Genomic DNA, 15,523 nt, shown 5'->3' with positions numbered 1-15,523 from the left:
GCCTCTTGCATGTCCGATCCTCGCTACCAGATCGACGTCAGCGTCGTCACCCGCTTCCTGGCGGACCAATCGCAACCCGAACACAACCGCTTCGCCTTTGCCTACACCATCACGGTGAAAAACAACGGGCTGGTGCCGGCCAAGCTGCTGTCGCGCCACTGGGTGATCACCGATGGCGACGGCCAGGTCGAGGAAGTGCGCGGCGCAGGCGTGGTTGGCCAGCAGCCGTTGATTGACTGCGGAGCCAGCCACACCTACAGCAGCGGCACGGTGATGACCTCCAAGGTCGGCACCATGCAAGGCTCGTATCAGATGAAAGCCACCGACGGCCAGTTGTTCGACGCCATCATCGCGCCCTTCCGCCTCGCCGTGCCGGGAGCCCTGCACTGATGGCGACGTACGCGGTCGGCGACCTGCAAGGCTGCCTGGAACCCCTCAAGTGCCTGCTTGAACGCGTGTCCTTCGATCCAACCCGCGACCGCCTGTGGCTGGTCGGAGACCTGGTCAACCGCGGCCCGCAATCCCTGGAAACCTTGCGCTACTTATATAGCCTGCGCGACTCACTGGTTTGCGTCCTGGGCAACCACGACCTGCATCTGCTGGCCGCCGGCAAGAACATCGAGCGCCTGAAAAAGGGCGACACCCTGCGGGAAATCCTCGAAGCGCCGGACCGTGTCGACCTGCTGGACTGGCTGCGCCGACAAAAGCTCATACACTACGACGAGGCCCGCAACATGGCCCTGGTGCATGCTGGCATCCCGCCGCAGTGGACACTGAAAAAAGCCCTCAAGTGCGCCGCCGAAGTCGAAGCGGCCCTGGCCGATGACAGCCTGTACACCGCCTACCTCGACGGCATGTACGGCAACGACCCCGTGAAGTGGGACAACGACTTGACGGGCGTTGCCCGCCTGCGCGTGATCACCAACTACTTCACGCGCATGCGCTTTTGCACCGCCGAAGGCAAACTGGACCTCAAGAGCAAGGAAGGTGCCGATACCGCACTGCCCGGCTACAAACCCTGGTTCGCCCACAAAGAGCGCAAGACCCGTGACACAAAGATCATCTTTGGCCACTGGGCAGCCCTCGAAGGCCAGTGCAATGAACCCGGCGTGTTCGCCCTCGACACCGGTTGCGTGTGGGGTGGCGCCATGACCCTGATGAACATCGACACTGGCGAGCGCCATCGCTGCCAGTGCGAATCACCCCTTTCCGTTACCCTGCCGGCCGCCAAGCCCTAGGAGCCCCCATGAGCGAATTCAAACGCATCTCCCCCGAACAAGCCCAGGCCCTGCGCGGGCAAGGCGCAGTGGTCGTCGACATCCGTGATCAGCCGACCTACGTGGCGGCTCACATCACTGGCGCCCAACACCTGGACAACGTCAACATCGCCGACTTCATCCGCGCAGCCGACCTCGATGCGCCGGTGATCGTGGCCTGCTACCACGGCAATTCCAGCCAGAGCGCAGCTGCCTACCTGATCAGCCAGGGCTTCTCCGACGTCTATAGCCTGGACGGTGGCTTTGAGCTGTGGCGTACGACCTTTCCTGCGGAAATTGCCTCGGGCGATTCGCAATAATTTTTTTCAAACCCCGCTATCCCGCGTGACGCTTGGCCTCGCGCCGTTTCTGACGAACGGCGCAGCCAAACTAATTACGCATCGCGCCTTGACCTCCCCGATTCCGAACTATCCTTAAGCGCAGGCCATCCGAATCAGGGGAGAGCCGGTACACCGGCGTGCGGGTCATCGGTAGCGTTTCAGGGTGTTCTGGGGGGAAAACGGCCATTGACGATCGTCAATGACTGCCAGCATCGACTGATTGATCCGGCGTCGGCTCCACGTATCGAGCGAGGTGACGACGTCATGAGTATTTTTAGCCACTTCCAACAACGCTTCGAGTCCACACAGCAAGAAGAACTCACGCTGCAGGAGTATCTTGAGCTGTGCAAAAAGGACCGCAGTACCTATGCGTCTGCCGCCGAACGCCTGCTGCTGGCGATTGGCGAGCCGGAGCTGGTAGACACCTCCAACAACTCGCGCCTGTCGCGGATTTTTTCCAACAAGGTGATCCGCCGCTATCCGGCCTTTGAAGACTTCCATGGCATGGAAGAATGCATCGACCAGATCGTCTCCTACTTCCGCCATGCCGCCCAAGGCCTGGAAGAGAAGAAACAGATCCTCTACCTGCTCGGTCCCGTCGGTGGCGGTAAATCGTCCCTGGCCGAAAAGCTCAAACAACTGATCGAGAAAGTGCCCTTCTACGCGATCAAGGGCTCGCCGGTCTTCGAGTCGCCCCTGGGCCTGTTCAACGCCACCGAAGATGGCGCGATCCTCGAAGAAGACTTCGGCATCCCTCGCCGCTACCTCAACACCATCATGTCGCCCTGGGCCACCAAGCGCCTGGCCGAGTTCGGTGGTGACATCAGCCAGTTCCGCGTGGTCAAGCTCTACCCATCGATCCTCAACCAGATCGGCGTGGCCAAGACCGAACCTGGGGATGAGAACAACCAGGACATCTCGGCACTGGTGGGCAAGGTCGATATCCGCAAGCTCGAAGAATTCCCGCAGAACGACGCCGACGCCTACAGCTACTCGGGCGCGCTGTGCCGGGCCAACCAGGGCCTGATGGAGTTCGTGGAGATGTTCAAGGCACCGATCAAGGTGCTGCACCCACTGCTGACCGCCACCCAGGAAGGCAACTACAACAGCACCGAAGGCCTGGGGGCGATTCCGTTCACCGGGATCCTGCTGGCCCACTCCAACGAATCGGAGTGGCACACCTTCCGCAACAACAAGAACAACGAAGCCTTCATCGACCGGATCTATATCGTCAAGGTGCCGTACTGCCTGCGGGTCAGCGATGAAATCAAGATCTACGACAAGCTGCTGTTCAACAGCTCCCTGGCCAAAGCGCACTGCGCACCCGACACCCTGAAGATGCTCGCCCAGTTCACCGTGCTGTCGCGCCTCAAGGAGCCGGAAAACTCGAATATCTACTCGAAGATGCGCGTGTACGACGGCGAAAACCTCAAGGACACCGACCCCAAGGCCAAGTCGATCCAGGAATACCGCGACACGGCCGGCGTAGACGAGGGCATGAACGGCCTGTCGACGCGTTTTGCGTTCAAGATCCTGTCCAAGGTCTTCAACTTCGACCCCCACGAGATCGCCGCCAACCCGGTGCACCTGCTCTATGTGCTGGAACAGCAGATCGAACAGGAACAATTCCAGGCCGAGACCCGCGAACGCTACCTGCGCTTCCTCAAGGAGTACCTGGCGCCGCGCTACATCGAGTTCATCGGCAAGGAAATCCAGACCGCGTACCTGGAGTCCTACAGCGAGTACGGCCAGAACATCTTCGACCGCTACGTGCTGTACGCCGACTTCTGGATCCAGGACCAGGAATACCGCGACCCGGAAACCGGCGAGATTCTCAACCGCGTAGCCCTCAACGAGGAACTGGAGAAAATCGAGAAACCGGCCGGCATCAGCAACCCGAAAGATTTCCGCAACGAAATCGTCAACTTCGTGCTGCGTGCACGTGCCAACAACAACGGCAAGAACCCGACCTGGCTCAGCTACGAGAAGCTGCGGGTGGTCATCGAGAAGAAAATGTTCTCCAACACCGAGGATCTGCTGCCGGTCATCAGCTTCAACGCCAAGGCCAGCAAGGAGGACCAGCAAAAACACAACGACTTCGTCACACGCATGGTCGAACGTGGCTACACCGACAAACAGGTACGGCTTCTGTCGGAATGGTACCTACGGGTCCGGAAATCGCAATGAAGTAGCTACAAGCTTCTAGCTACAAGCTGCAAGAGAACAGCGCACGCCGCTCGGACTTGCAGCTTGCAGCTTACGACTTGAAGCTCCCCGGAGGGGCCCCATGAGCTATGTGATCGACCGACGCCTCAATGGCAAGAACAAGAGCACGGTGAACCGCCAGCGTTTCCTGCGGCGTTACCGTGACCACATCAAAAAGGCCGTGGAAGAGGCTGTCAGCCGCCGCTCCATTACCGATATGGAGCATGGCGAACAAATCAGCATTCCCGGACGGGACATCGACGAACCGGTGCTGCACCATGGCCGGGGTGGTAAACAGACGGTGGTGCACCCGGGCAACAAGGAATTCACCACCGGCGAACATATCCAGCGCCCCCAAGGCGGTGGCGGCGGCAAAGGCCCGGGCAAGGCCGGCAACTCCGGCGAGGGCATGGATGAGTTCGTGTTCCAGATCACCCAGGAGGAATTCCTCGAATTCATGTTCGAAGACCTGGAGCTGCCCAACCTGGTCAAGCGCAACCTCACCGGCACCGACACCTTCAAGACCGTGCGCGCAGGGATCAGCAACGAGGGCAACCCGTCGCGCATCAACATCATCCGCACCCTGCGCTCGGCCCATGCGCGGCGTATCGCCCTGTCCGGCAGCAGCCGCGCGAAACTCAAGGAAGCCAAGGAAGAGCTGGCCCGCCTGAAACGTGAAGAACCGGACAACTTCGGTGATATCCAGGAAATCGAGGCGGAAATCGAGAAACTCAGCGCGCGCATCCACCGCGTGCCGTTCCTCGACACCTTCGACCTAAAATACAACTTGCTGGTCAAGCAGCCCAACCCCAGCTCCAAGGCGGTGATGTTCTGCCTGATGGACGTTTCCGGCTCCATGACCCAGGCCACCAAGGACATCGCCAAGCGCTTCTTTATCCTGCTGTACCTGTTCTTGAAGCGGAACTACGACAAGATCGACGTGGTGTTCATCCGCCATCACACCAGCGCCCGGGAAGTGGACGAAGAGGAGTTTTTCTACTCACGGGAAACCGGCGGCACCATTGTTTCCAGTGCGCTGAAGCTGATGCAGGAGATCATGGCCGAGCGCTACCCGGCCAACGAATGGAACATCTACGCGGCCCAGGCCTCGGACGGCGACAACTGGAATGACGACTCGCCGATCTGCCGCGACATCCTGATCAACCAGATCATGCCGCACGTGCAGTACTACACTTACGTTGAAATCACCCCCCGTGAGCATCAGGCCCTGTGGTTCGAATACGAGCGCATCGGCGAAGCCTTTGCCGACACGTTCGCCCAGCAGCAACTGGTCTCGGCCGGCGATATCTACCCGGTCTTCCGTGAACTCTTCCAGCGCAGGTTAGTGACATGACCGCCAAAAAAGAGCAAAGACGCCAACCGATCTCCACGGGTTCCGAGTGGACCTTTGAACTGATCCAGGCCTATGACCGGGAAATCAGCCGCATCGCGGCGGGTTATGCCCTGGACACCTACCCCAACCAGATCGAAGTGATCACAGCCGAGCAGATGATGGATGCCTATGCCTCGGTCGGCATGCCCCTGGGCTATCACCATTGGTCCTACGGCAAACACTTCCTCAGCACCGAGAAGTCCTACAGCCGCGGCCAGATGGGTCTGGCTTACGAGATCGTGATCAACTCGGACCCGTGCATCGCCTACCTGATGGAAGAAAACACCATCTGCATGCAGGCGCTGGTGGTGGCGCATGCCTGCTACGGGCACAACAGCTTCTTCAAGGGCAACTATCTGTTCCGCACCTGGACCGACGCCAGTTCGATCATCGACTATCTGGTGTTCGCCAAGCAGTACATCATGCAGTGCGAGGAACGCCACGGCATCGACGCCGTGGAGGACCTGCTCGACTCTTGCCATGCGCTGATGAACTACGGCGTGGACCGCTACAAACGCCCGTACCCGATTTCTGCCGAGGAAGAACGCCTGCGCCAGAAGGAGCGCGAGGAGCACCTGCAAAAGCAGATCAACGACCTGTGGCGCACCATTCCGAAAAAAACCGGCAAGAACAGCGACAAGGATAATGCGCGCTTCCCCGCCGAACCTCAGGAAAATATCCTGTACTTCCTGGAAAAACACGCACCGCTGCTGGAACCGTGGCAACGGGAAATCGTGCGCATTGTGCGCAAGATCGCCCAGTACTTTTATCCACAACGCCAAACCCAGGTGATGAACGAAGGCTGGGCGACGTTCTGGCACTACACGCTGATGAACGACCTGTATGACGAAGGCCTGGTCACCGACGGCTTCATGATGGAGTTCCTCACTTCCCACACCAGCGTGGTATTCCAACCCGGCTTCGACAGCCCGTACTACAGCGGCATCAACCCCTACGCGCTGGGTTTTGCCATGTACCGTGATATCCGGCGCATGTGCGAACACCCCACCGAAGAGGATCGCCGCTGGTTCCCGGAAATCGCCGGCACCGATTGGCTGTCCACCATCAAGTTCGCCATGAGCAGCTTCAAGGATGAGAGTTTCATCCTGCAATACTTGTCACCCCAGGTAATTCGTGACCTCAAGCTGTTCAGCATCCTCGACGACGACCTCAAGGATGACCTGGTGGTACCCGCCATCCACGACGAACCCGGCTACCGCACCATCCGCGAGACCCTGGCCGCGCAATACAACCTGGGTAACCGCGAGCCCAACGTACAGATCTATAGCATCGACGTGCGCGGCGACCGCTCGCTGACCCTGCGCCACCAGCAACACGACCGCAAACCCCTGGGAGAATCCACCGAGGAAGTGCTCAAGCACCTGCACCGGCTCTGGGGCTTCGACATTCACCTGGAAACCCTGCAGGGCGATCAGGTGATGAAAACCCACCATGTGCCACCGCGCACCGATCACAACGACAACGACTACGGCCGCCTGGACCTGGCCGTCGTGCATCTCTGAAACCGCAAAGCCTCCATTGGCCAGGCACAGGCGTTATCCTGTGGGGCTAATGGAGGCTTTTTCATGAAAATCTACAAAGTCGGCGGCGCGGTACGCGATCGCCTTCTGGGCATCCCGGTCACCGACATTGACCGCGTTGTGGTGGGCGCCACGGCCGAAGAGATGCTCGCCTTGGGCTATAAGCCGGTGGGCTCGGACTTCCCGGTGTTCCTCGACCCAAGAAACGGCGACGAGTACGCCCTCGCCCGCACCGAACGCAAGAGCGGCCGGGGTTACGGCGGCTTTGTGTTCCACGCAAGCCCCGATGTCACGCTGGAAGAAGACCTCATCCGCCGCGACCTGACCATCAATGCCATGGCAGAAGACGACGATGGCAATGTGACCGATCCTTATGGCGGCCTGCTTGATCTTGAAGCGCGCGTCCTACGTCACGTTTCCCCCGCTTTCGCCGAAGATCCATTGCGAGTCCTGCGCGTTGCCCGCTTCGCCGCACGCTACGCCAACCTGGGTTTCACCATTGCGCCGCCAACCCTGGAGCTGATGCGCCAACTCAGCGCATCCGGCGAACTGGAAGCCCTGACCCCGGAACGCAGCTGGAAAGAAATCTCGCGCGCACTGATGGAAGATCAGCCCCAGGTATTCATCCAGGTCCTACGGGATTGCAATGCGCTGAAAACCTTGATGCCGGAGGTGGATGCGCTCTTCGGTGTGCCGCAACCCCCAGCCCATCACCCTGAAATCGACACAGGCGTGCACACCCTGAGCGTGCTGGAACAGGCCGCCTTGCACAAACAGCCGCTGACCGTACGCTGGGCCTGTCTGCTGCACGACCTGGGCAAAGGCCTGACGCCTGTGGATAAGTTGCCCCGGCATATTGCCCACGAACACACCGGTTTGAAGCTGGTCAAGGCGGTCAATGAACGCTTCAAGGTACCGAGGGAATGCCAGGAACTGGCGCTGCTGGTTTGCCAGTATCACACCCACGGCCATCGCGCCCTGGAGCTGAAAGCCTCGACATTGCTGGAGTTGTTGCAGAGTTTTGACGTGTACCGTCGGCCGCAGCGCTTTGAAGAGTTTGTGGTCGCCTGCGAGATGGACGCCCGTGGCCGCAAGGGTTTCGAGCAGCGCAGTTATCCACAGGCGGATTATTTGCGCGGAGCAGCCAAGGCTGCGCGCGAAGTGGCGGTGGCGCCATTGCTGGAGCAAGGCTTCAAAGGCCCGGAACTGGGCGAAGCGCTGAAGCGCGAACGGCTCCAGACGTTGAAAGCCTACAAGGAACAACACAACCTCTAGACGCCAATCCATTGTGGCGAGGGAGCTTGCTCCCGCTGGAGTGCGCAGCGCTCCCAAGATTTTGGGGCCGCTACGCAGCCCAGCGGGAGCAAGCTCCCTCGCCACAGAACGCTCAGTGTCTACAGAAGCTCATCGGGTGTGAGCTGCTGGCCCTGCCATTCAAACTCCACAGGCGCCAGCACCTGGTCGATCTGCGCATCGCGCCACAGCTCGGCCAGCGTCTTGCCCACCTCGGGGTGCACACGCTGCGGCGCCATCAACGACAGCGGCCACAGCACAAAGGCGTTCTTGAGGATTTCTGCACGCGGCAGGATCAAGCCATCGAAATTGCCCACCAGATCGCCGTACAACAACACGTCAATGTCCAGCGGCAGGCCCTTGCGATCCGGCGCATAACGGCCATTGTCAGCCTCGATGAATTTCAAGCGGCGGTCCAGTTCCATCAACGGCAGGTCGGTATAGGCCGACACCACCAGGTTGAAGAACGGACCACTCTTGATGCCCACCGGCTGGCTTTCGAACACCGCCGAGCAGCGGACATCCGTCAAAAAACTCGCCAGTGCGTCAAGGCCGGCGCACAGGTGAGTCTCGCGCTCGATATTGCTACCAAGGCCAAGGTAAACCTGAGTTAGCGACATCCGCGCTCGATCTCCACGCCCACGCCCTTGGCAGCCGGCACGGCACCGGGCTTGGTCAACTTGAGGTGCAGCCAGGGAATCTGGAACTCGCTCATCAACACTTCGGCCAAGCGCTCGGCGAAGGTTTCAACCAGCTGATATTGGGATTGCTCGGCAAACGCCTGTATACGTGCGGACACGCTGGCGTAGTCCAAGGCCAGGGTCAGGTCGTCACCGGCCGCAGCCGGGCGGTTGTCCCAGGCGAAGCTGAGGTCCAGGCGCAGGCATTGGCGGATTCCGCGCTCCCAGTCGTAGGCCCCGATCACGGTGTCGACTTCCAGGCCTTCGATAAACACTCTGTCCAAGCACTCTTCTCCGCAGCACGACAAGGGCGCGATGCCCCGTTAGAATCAGGGCGTCCTCGCCCGGAATAGTTAGCATGTTTTGGTCACTGGCGATTCTCGCCTACCTGCTCGGCTCGCTGTCCTTCGCCATTTTGCTCAGCCGCCTGACGGGAAATCCCGACCCGCGAATGAGTGGCTCAGGCAATGCCGGCGCCACCAATATGTTGCGCCTGGCCGGCAAGAAGCTTGCCGTACTGACGTTGCTGGGCGACCTGTGCAAGGGCCTGTTGCCCGTGTTGATCGCCAGCCTCGCCGGCCTTACCCTGCAACAGCAGGCCTGGGTCGGCGTGTGCGCCGTCCTCGGCCATCTGTTTCCCCTGTACTTCCGCTTTCGCGGCGGCAAGGGTGTCGCCACGGCGGCCGGCATGCTGCTGGGGATCTACCCACCGGCGGCCTTGCTGGCCGTTATCGCCTGGCTGCTGACGTTCTACCTGACCCGCACCAGCTCGCTCGCCGCGCTGATTGCCACCCCGCTGACCCTGCCGTTGCTGGCCTGGCAGGAACCGGCGGCGCTGTTGCCGATGAGCGTACTGACACTGTTGATCGTCTGGCGCCACCGCGGCAATTTACGCGACCTGTTTGCCGGGCGCGAACGGCATTTTTAAATACCCGCGATGAGCCCGGCTCACGTTACGCGTTACAGCGGCGACAACTGCTCCATCGGCCAGCGCGCCTGCACGCTGATCGCCAGGCTTTCATGCTGCCCGGCCTGCAAGCGCTGGCAGCCGGCATAGGCGATCATCGCGCCGTTATCGGTGCAGAACTCAGGGCGCGCGTAGAACACGTCGCCTTTCATGTCACCGAGCATTTTCTCCAGCGACGTGCGCAACGCCTTGTTGGCGCTGACGCCGCCAGCGATCACCAGGCGCTTCATGCCGGCCTGCTTGAGGGCACGCTTGCACTTGATGGTCAAAGTCTCCACCACGGCCTGCTGGAACGCCAGCGCGATGTCGCAACGGGCTTGCTCACTGTCGTCCCCGGCGCTGACGCTGTGCTGCCAGGTATTCAGCGCGGAGGTTTTCAGGCCGCTGAAGCTGAACATCAGGCCCGGGCGGTCGCACATCGGCCGCGGGAAGGTGTAGCGGCCGGCCACACCTTTTTCGGCGAGACGGGCGATTTCCGGGCCACCGGGATAATTGAGGCCCATCATCTTCGCGGTCTTGTCGAAGGCTTCGCCGGCAGCGTCATCCAAGGATTCGCCCAGCAGGGTGTATTGGCCGATGCCATCCACCTGAACCAGTTGCGTGTGACCGCCGGAAACCAACAAAGCGACGAACGGGAACTCGGGCGGTGTTTTTTCCAGCATCGGCGCCAGTAAATGGCCTTCCATGTGGTGCACGCCGAGGGCCGGAATGCCCCAGGCAAACGCCAGCGCCTGGGCGCAAGAGGCCCCAACCAGCAGGGCTCCGACCAATCCGGGGCCTGCGGTGTAGGCAATCGCGTCGATCTCGGTCGGCACGCAGCCGGCCTCGTCCAACACCTGGCGAATCAACGGCAGCATGCGTTTGACGTGATCGCGGCTGGCAAGCTCCGGCACCACGCCGCCATAGGCACGGTGCAGGTCGATCTGGCTGAACAGTGCATCGGCCAAAAGCCCGCGTTCACTGTCGTAAAGTGCGACACCGGTTTCGTCGCAGGAGGTTTCAAGTCCCAGTACTAGCATGGGTTTGCGCCTTGTAGAGGCTGAATTCGAAGGCGCGCATAATAGTCGCCACTCCCCCTCCCGACTAGCGGTTTTCGATCAGAGGCTTTGCATTCCGGGCAATGAGGGGTTAACATCCGCAACCCTTAAAAACCGACGACCTCAGCCGCGAATTTCTTGCGACGAGAACGTTGATCCCGGTAATGAAAGAAGGTAGCTCTGGATGCCAGCCGTCAAAGTTAAAGAGAACGAACCCTTCGACGTAGCTCTGCGTCGTTTCAAGCGCTCCTGCGAAAAAGCCGGTGTACTGGCTGAAGTTCGTAGCCGCGAATTTTACGAGAAGCCAACTTCTGAGCGTAAGCGCAAAGCAGCAGCCGCTGTTAAGCGTCACGCTAAGAAAGTTCAGCGCGAACAGCGCCGCGCCGTTCGTCTGTACTAATACACAGACGTTCGTAGCAAGCTTCTGCCAAGCCCGGCCCTCAGCCGGGCTGTTGGCATTTGCGGATATCGCTTGATGCTTCACTGTTGACGCCGCACACGCGACCGAAACAACTGCTTCACACGTCAGGACTGGCTCTTCTGCCAGCGGTGCACGTCTCTTCTGACGAGTCTAACAAGGCTACTGACGAGCACACTTATCCTACAAACAGACGATCAACTGTGTCGGCTGTGCTCGCGCGAGCTTCCGAGGCCACCATTGGCCAACACCGGATGCCGGGGCAACATTTCCATGCCGAAAACCTGATTGAAATTAACGTCAGTGAATGAACGGCAGATACACTTCCTGAAAGCCCAAGCAGACAGTTGATGATCGAGCCACGTTACGTGCGCCCGAGCACATCACGGGCCCTCATTTACACGCAGTGATGACGAGAACGCCATGGCCGGGCTTATTCCCCAGAGCTTTATTGACGACCTTCTGAACCGCACCGACATCGTCGATGTTGTCAGCTCGCGCGTGCAACTGAAAAAAGCCGGCAAGAACTACACGGCCTGCTGCCCGTTTCACAAAGAGAAAACCCCGTCGTTCAGCGTCAGCCCCGACAAGCAGTTCTACTACTGCTTCGGCTGCGGCGCGGGCGGCAACGCCCTCGGCTTTCTCATGGACCACGACAACCTGGATTTCCCCCAGGCCATCGAGGACTTGGCGAAGGCTGCCGGCATGGAAGTCCCGCGCGAAGAAAGTGGCCGCCCGCACAAACCGCGCCAGCCCACCGATTCGCCGCTGTACCCGCTGCTGACGGCCGCCGCCGACTTTTATCGTCAGGCGCTTAAAAGCCATCCGCAGCGCAAGGCCGCCGTCGACTACCTCAAGGGTCGCGGCCTCACCGGTGAAATCGCCCGTGACTTCGGCCTGGGTTTTGCCCCACCCGGCTGGGACAACCTGTACAAGCACCTGAGCAGCGACACCCTGCAACAAAAAGCCATGATCGACGCCGGCCTCTTGGTGGAGAACGCCGAGACCGGCAAGCGCTATGACCGCTTCCGCGACCGCGTGATGTTCCCGATCCGCGACAGCCGTGGTCGCATCATCGCGTTCGGTGGCCGCGTACTGGGGGACGACAAGCCCAAGTACCTGAACTCCCCGGAAACCCCGGTATTCCATAAGGGCCAGGAGCTCTACGGGCTGTTCGAAGCACGCAAGAACAACCGCAACCTCGATGAGGTCATCGTGGTTGAAGGCTATATGGATGTGATCGCGCTCGCCCAGCAGGGCCTGCGCAACGCGGTGGCAACGCTGGGTACCGCCACCAGCGAAGAACACTTGAAGCGCCTGTTTCGTGTAGTGCCCAGCGTCCTGTTTTGTTTCGACGGCGACCAGGCCGGCCGCAACGCCGCCTGGCGCGCCCTCGAAGCCACGCTGTCGAGCCTGCAGGATGGGCGCCGCGCGCGCTTTTTGTTCCTGCCCGAAGGCGAAGACCCGGACACCCTGGTCCGCTCCGAAGGCACCGACGCATTCCGCGCCCGTATCAATCAACACGCGCAGCCGCTGGCAGACTACTTCTTCCAGCAACTGACCGAAGAAGCCGATCCGCGCTCCCTCGAAGGCAAGGCCCACATGGCCACCCTCGCCGCGCCGCTGATCGACAAGGTGCCGGGCGCCAACCTGCGCACCCTGATGCGTCAGCGTTTGCAGGAGATCACCGGTTTAAGTGGCGAAGCGGTCAGCCAGCTGGCCCACAGCGCACCGCACGATGCAGCGCCGCCGGTCTACGACCCAGGCATGGATTACGACGCCATGCCGGACTATGCCGACTTCCACCAACCGCACGAGGCCTACACGCCCCAACAGGAGTGGACACCGAAAAAGCCCGGCGCCGGCGGCAAGAAATGGGACAAGAAACCCTGGAGCAAGAACGGCAAGCGCGGTGATCGCGACGAGGCTTACGCCCCTCGCACGCCGGTCGCCGTAGAAGCGCCAACCTTGATTGCCCTGCGCACGCTCATCCATCACCCGCAATTGGCGGGCAAGGTTGAAAGCGCCGATCACTTTGCAAACGCCAGCAACACCTACGCCCAGGTGCTAATCGCGCTGATTGAGGCGGTGCAGAAAAATCCTAAGCTAAACTCAATTCAGTTGATGGCTCGCTGGCATGGCACCGAACAAGGTCGTTTGTTGAAAGCACTCGCGGAAAAGGAGTGGCTAATTGACGGCGATAACCTTGAACAACAGTTTTTAGACACCATTACTAGGTTATCCGAGGGCCAGCACACGCAGACCCTCGACGAACTCATCAAGAGAGCAAGGCAGCCGGGATTATCGGCTGAAGAGCAAATTCAGATAGCAAAACAGATGCGCGACCTCTTAAAACAGAATGTTTCCGCATCAAACCCGACCTCAGCTGGCGTGTGAGGTCATAGCTCGGGTATAATCCTCGGCTTGTTTTTTGCCCGCCAAGACCTTCAGTGGATAGGGTGTTATGTCCGGAAAAGCGCAACAGCAGTCTCGTATCAAAGAGTTGATCACCCTTGGTCGTGAGCAGAAGTATCTGACTTACGCAGAGGTCAACGATCACCTGCCTGAGGATATTTCAGATCCAGAGCAGGTGGAAGACATCATCCGCATGATTAATGACATGGGGATCCCCGTACACGAGAGTGCTCCGGATGCGGACGCCCTTATGTTGGCCGACGCCGATACCGACGAGGCAGCCGCTGAAGAAGCCGCTGCTGCGTTGGCCGCGGTGGAGACCGACATCGGTCGCACGACTGACCCTGTGCGCATGTATATGCGTGAAATGGGTACCGTCGAGTTGCTGACACGCGAAGGCGAAATCGAAATCGCCAAGCGTATTGAAGAGGGTATCCGTGAAGTGATGGGCGCAATCGCGCACTTCCCTGGCACGGTTGACCACATTCTCTCCGAGTACACTCGCGTCACCACCGAAGGTGGCCGCCTGTCCGACGTCCTGAGCGGTTATATCGACCCGGACGACGGCATCGCGCCGCCTGCTGCCGAAGTACCGCCGCCTGTCGATGCCAAAGCCGCGAAAGCGGACGATGACTCCGACGACGACGAGGCTGAAGCCAGCACCGACGACGAAGAAGAAGTCGAAAGCGGTCCAGACCCGATCATCGCTGCCCAGCGTTTCGGCGCGGTTTCCGATCAAATGGAAATCACCCGCAAGGCGTTGAAGAAGCACGGTCGCGCCAACAAGCAGGCAATCGCCGAGCTGCTGGCCCTGGCTGAGCTGTTCATGCCGATCAAGCTGGTCCCGAAGCAATTCGAAGGCCTGGTTGAACGCGTTCGTAGCGCCCTTGAGCGTCTGCGTGCACAAGAGCGTGCGATCATGCAGCTCTGTGTTCGTGATGCGCGCATGCCGCGTACCGACTTCCTGCGCCAGTTCCCGGGCAACGAAGTTGACGAAAGCTGGTCTGACGCACTGGCCAAAGGCAAGGCGAAATACGCTGAAGCCATCGGTCGCCTGCAACCGGACATCATCCGTTGCCAGCAAAAGCTGACTGCGCTTGAAACCGAGACCGGCCTGACGATTGCCGAGATCAAGGACATCAACCGTCGCATGTCGATCGGTGAGGCCAAGGCCCGCCGCGCGAAGAAAGAGATGGTTGAAGCGAACTTGCGTCTGGTGATCTCCATCGCCAAGAAGTACACCAACCGTGGCCTGCAATTCCTCGATCTGATCCAGGAAGGCAACATCGGCTTGATGAAGGCTGTGGACAAGTTCGAATACCGTCGCGGCTACAAGTTCTCGACTTATGCCACCTGGTGGATCCGTCAGGCGATCACTCGCTCGATCGCCGACCAGGCCCGCACCATCCGTATTCCGGTGCACATGATCGAGACGATCAACAAGCTCAACCGTATTTCCCGGCAGATGTTGCAGGAAATGGGTCGCGAACCGACCCCGGAAGAGCTGGGCGAACGCATGGAAATGCCTGAGGATAAAATCCGCAAGGTATTGAAGATCGCTAAAGAGCCGATCTCCATGGAAACCCCGATTGGTGATGACGAAGACTCCCATCTGGGTGACTTCATCGAAGACTCGACCATGCAGTCGCCAATCGATGTCGCCACCGTTGAGAGCCTTAAGGAAGCGACTCGCGACGTACTGTCCGGCCTCACTGCCCGTGAAGCCAAGGTACTGCGCATGCGTTTCGGCATCGACATGAATACCGACCACACCCTTGAGGAAGTCGGTAAGCAGTTTGACGTGACCCGCGAGCGGATCCGTCAGATCGAAGCCAAGGCGCTGCGCAAGTTGCGCCACCCGACGCGAAGCGAGCATCTGCGCTCCTTCCTCGACGAGTGATACCAGAACCCCCGGCCCAGGCCGGGGGTTTTGTTTTGCATCGATAAAACTCTGCGTAACCCCCCTCCCCCCGTAAT

General features: G+C 60.0%; 14 protein-coding genes. 11 read left to right on the top strand and 3 right to left on the bottom strand.

Going from position 1 to position 15,523, the window contains the following annotated elements; genetic code table 11:
* Positions 1-9 precede the first annotated feature (9 nt).
* The 7 genes from apaG (at position 10) to ACU688_RS19455 (ending at position 8,011) form a co-directional block, all read left to right on the top strand.
* On the top strand, positions 10-390 hold the full coding sequence (apaG, locus tag ACU688_RS19485) for a Co2+/Mg2+ efflux protein ApaG (RefSeq protein ID WP_207045063.1): 381 nt from the start codon (positions 10-12) through the stop codon (positions 388-390).
* Positions 390-1,238, top strand: coding sequence for a symmetrical bis(5'-nucleosyl)-tetraphosphatase (locus ACU688_RS19480; protein ID WP_448185999.1), 849 nt, complete (start codon positions 390-392; stop codon positions 1,236-1,238). Before apaG ends, ACU688_RS19480 begins: the two co-directional genes overlap by 1 nt.
* Positions 1,239-1,246: 8 nt before the next feature.
* A complete protein-coding gene (gene glpE, locus ACU688_RS19475) occupies positions 1,247-1,576 on the top strand; it encodes a thiosulfate sulfurtransferase GlpE (RefSeq protein WP_124529355.1) in 330 nt (109 codons plus the stop codon).
* Between the two features lie 285 nt (positions 1,577-1,861).
* Positions 1,862-3,784 (top strand): PrkA family serine protein kinase, encoded by a 1,923-nt coding sequence (locus ACU688_RS19470; RefSeq protein WP_017739508.1) that lies wholly within the window; start codon positions 1,862-1,864, stop codon positions 3,782-3,784.
* A 100-nt stretch (positions 3,785-3,884) separates the two neighbouring features.
* Positions 3,885-5,156 (top strand): YeaH/YhbH family protein, encoded by a 1,272-nt coding sequence (locus tag ACU688_RS19465; protein ID WP_448185998.1) that lies wholly within the window; start codon positions 3,885-3,887, stop codon positions 5,154-5,156.
* Complete coding sequence (locus ACU688_RS19460) at positions 5,153-6,718, top strand: SpoVR family protein (RefSeq protein ID WP_257780121.1); 1,566 nt, start codon at positions 5,153-5,155, stop codon at positions 6,716-6,718. The genes ACU688_RS19465 and ACU688_RS19460 overlap by 4 nt, the downstream gene beginning before the upstream one ends.
* A gap of 63 nt (positions 6,719-6,781) precedes the next feature.
* Positions 6,782-8,011 carry a multifunctional CCA addition/repair protein gene (locus ACU688_RS19455; protein ID WP_448185997.1) on the top strand — a complete coding sequence of 410 codons (1,230 nt, stop codon included), beginning with the start codon at positions 6,782-6,784 and terminating at the stop codon, positions 8,009-8,011.
* Between the two features lie 119 nt (positions 8,012-8,130).
* Here ACU688_RS19455 and folK read toward each other — a convergent pair whose 3' ends face one another.
* On the bottom strand, positions 8,131-8,649 hold the full coding sequence (folK, locus tag ACU688_RS19450) for a 2-amino-4-hydroxy-6-hydroxymethyldihydropteridine diphosphokinase (RefSeq protein WP_448185996.1): 519 nt from the start codon (positions 8,647-8,649) through the stop codon (positions 8,131-8,133).
* Positions 8,640-8,993: a dihydroneopterin aldolase gene (gene folB, locus ACU688_RS19445; protein ID WP_015886183.1), complete on the bottom strand. Its 354-nt coding sequence runs from the start codon at positions 8,991-8,993 to the stop codon at positions 8,640-8,642. The genes folK and folB overlap by 10 nt, the downstream gene beginning before the upstream one ends.
* A gap of 74 nt (positions 8,994-9,067) precedes the next feature.
* On the opposite strand from folB, the gene plsY reads away from it, so the two are divergent.
* Positions 9,068-9,637 carry a glycerol-3-phosphate 1-O-acyltransferase PlsY gene (gene plsY, locus ACU688_RS19440; RefSeq protein ID WP_448185995.1) on the top strand — a complete coding sequence of 190 codons (570 nt, stop codon included), beginning with the start codon at positions 9,068-9,070 and terminating at the stop codon, positions 9,635-9,637.
* Between the two features lie 32 nt (positions 9,638-9,669).
* Here plsY and tsaD read toward each other — a convergent pair whose 3' ends face one another.
* The gene (gene tsaD, locus ACU688_RS19435) at positions 9,670-10,695 is read right to left on the bottom strand and encodes a tRNA (adenosine(37)-N6)-threonylcarbamoyltransferase complex transferase subunit TsaD (protein WP_017739515.1); all 1,026 of its coding nucleotides are present in this window, start codon (positions 10,693-10,695) and stop codon (positions 9,670-9,672) included.
* A 202-nt stretch (positions 10,696-10,897) separates the two neighbouring features.
* Between tsaD and rpsU the strand changes: the two genes are divergently transcribed.
* The 3 genes from rpsU (at position 10,898) to rpoD (ending at position 15,446) form a co-directional block, all read left to right on the top strand.
* Positions 10,898-11,113, top strand: coding sequence for a 30S ribosomal protein S21 (rpsU, locus tag ACU688_RS19430; protein WP_002551877.1), 216 nt, complete (start codon positions 10,898-10,900; stop codon positions 11,111-11,113).
* A gap of 441 nt (positions 11,114-11,554) precedes the next feature.
* Positions 11,555-13,528: a DNA primase gene (gene dnaG, locus ACU688_RS19425; protein ID WP_448185994.1), complete on the top strand. Its 1,974-nt coding sequence runs from the start codon at positions 11,555-11,557 to the stop codon at positions 13,526-13,528.
* A 67-nt stretch (positions 13,529-13,595) separates the two neighbouring features.
* Positions 13,596-15,446 carry an RNA polymerase sigma factor RpoD gene (rpoD, locus tag ACU688_RS19420; RefSeq protein WP_448185993.1) on the top strand — a complete coding sequence of 617 codons (1,851 nt, stop codon included), beginning with the start codon at positions 13,596-13,598 and terminating at the stop codon, positions 15,444-15,446.
* Positions 15,447-15,523 lie beyond the last annotated feature (77 nt).

Source organism: Pseudomonas acericola (SeqCode), from assembly GCF_053456465.1.
This window is presented reverse-complemented; position numbering and strand designations above follow the sequence as displayed.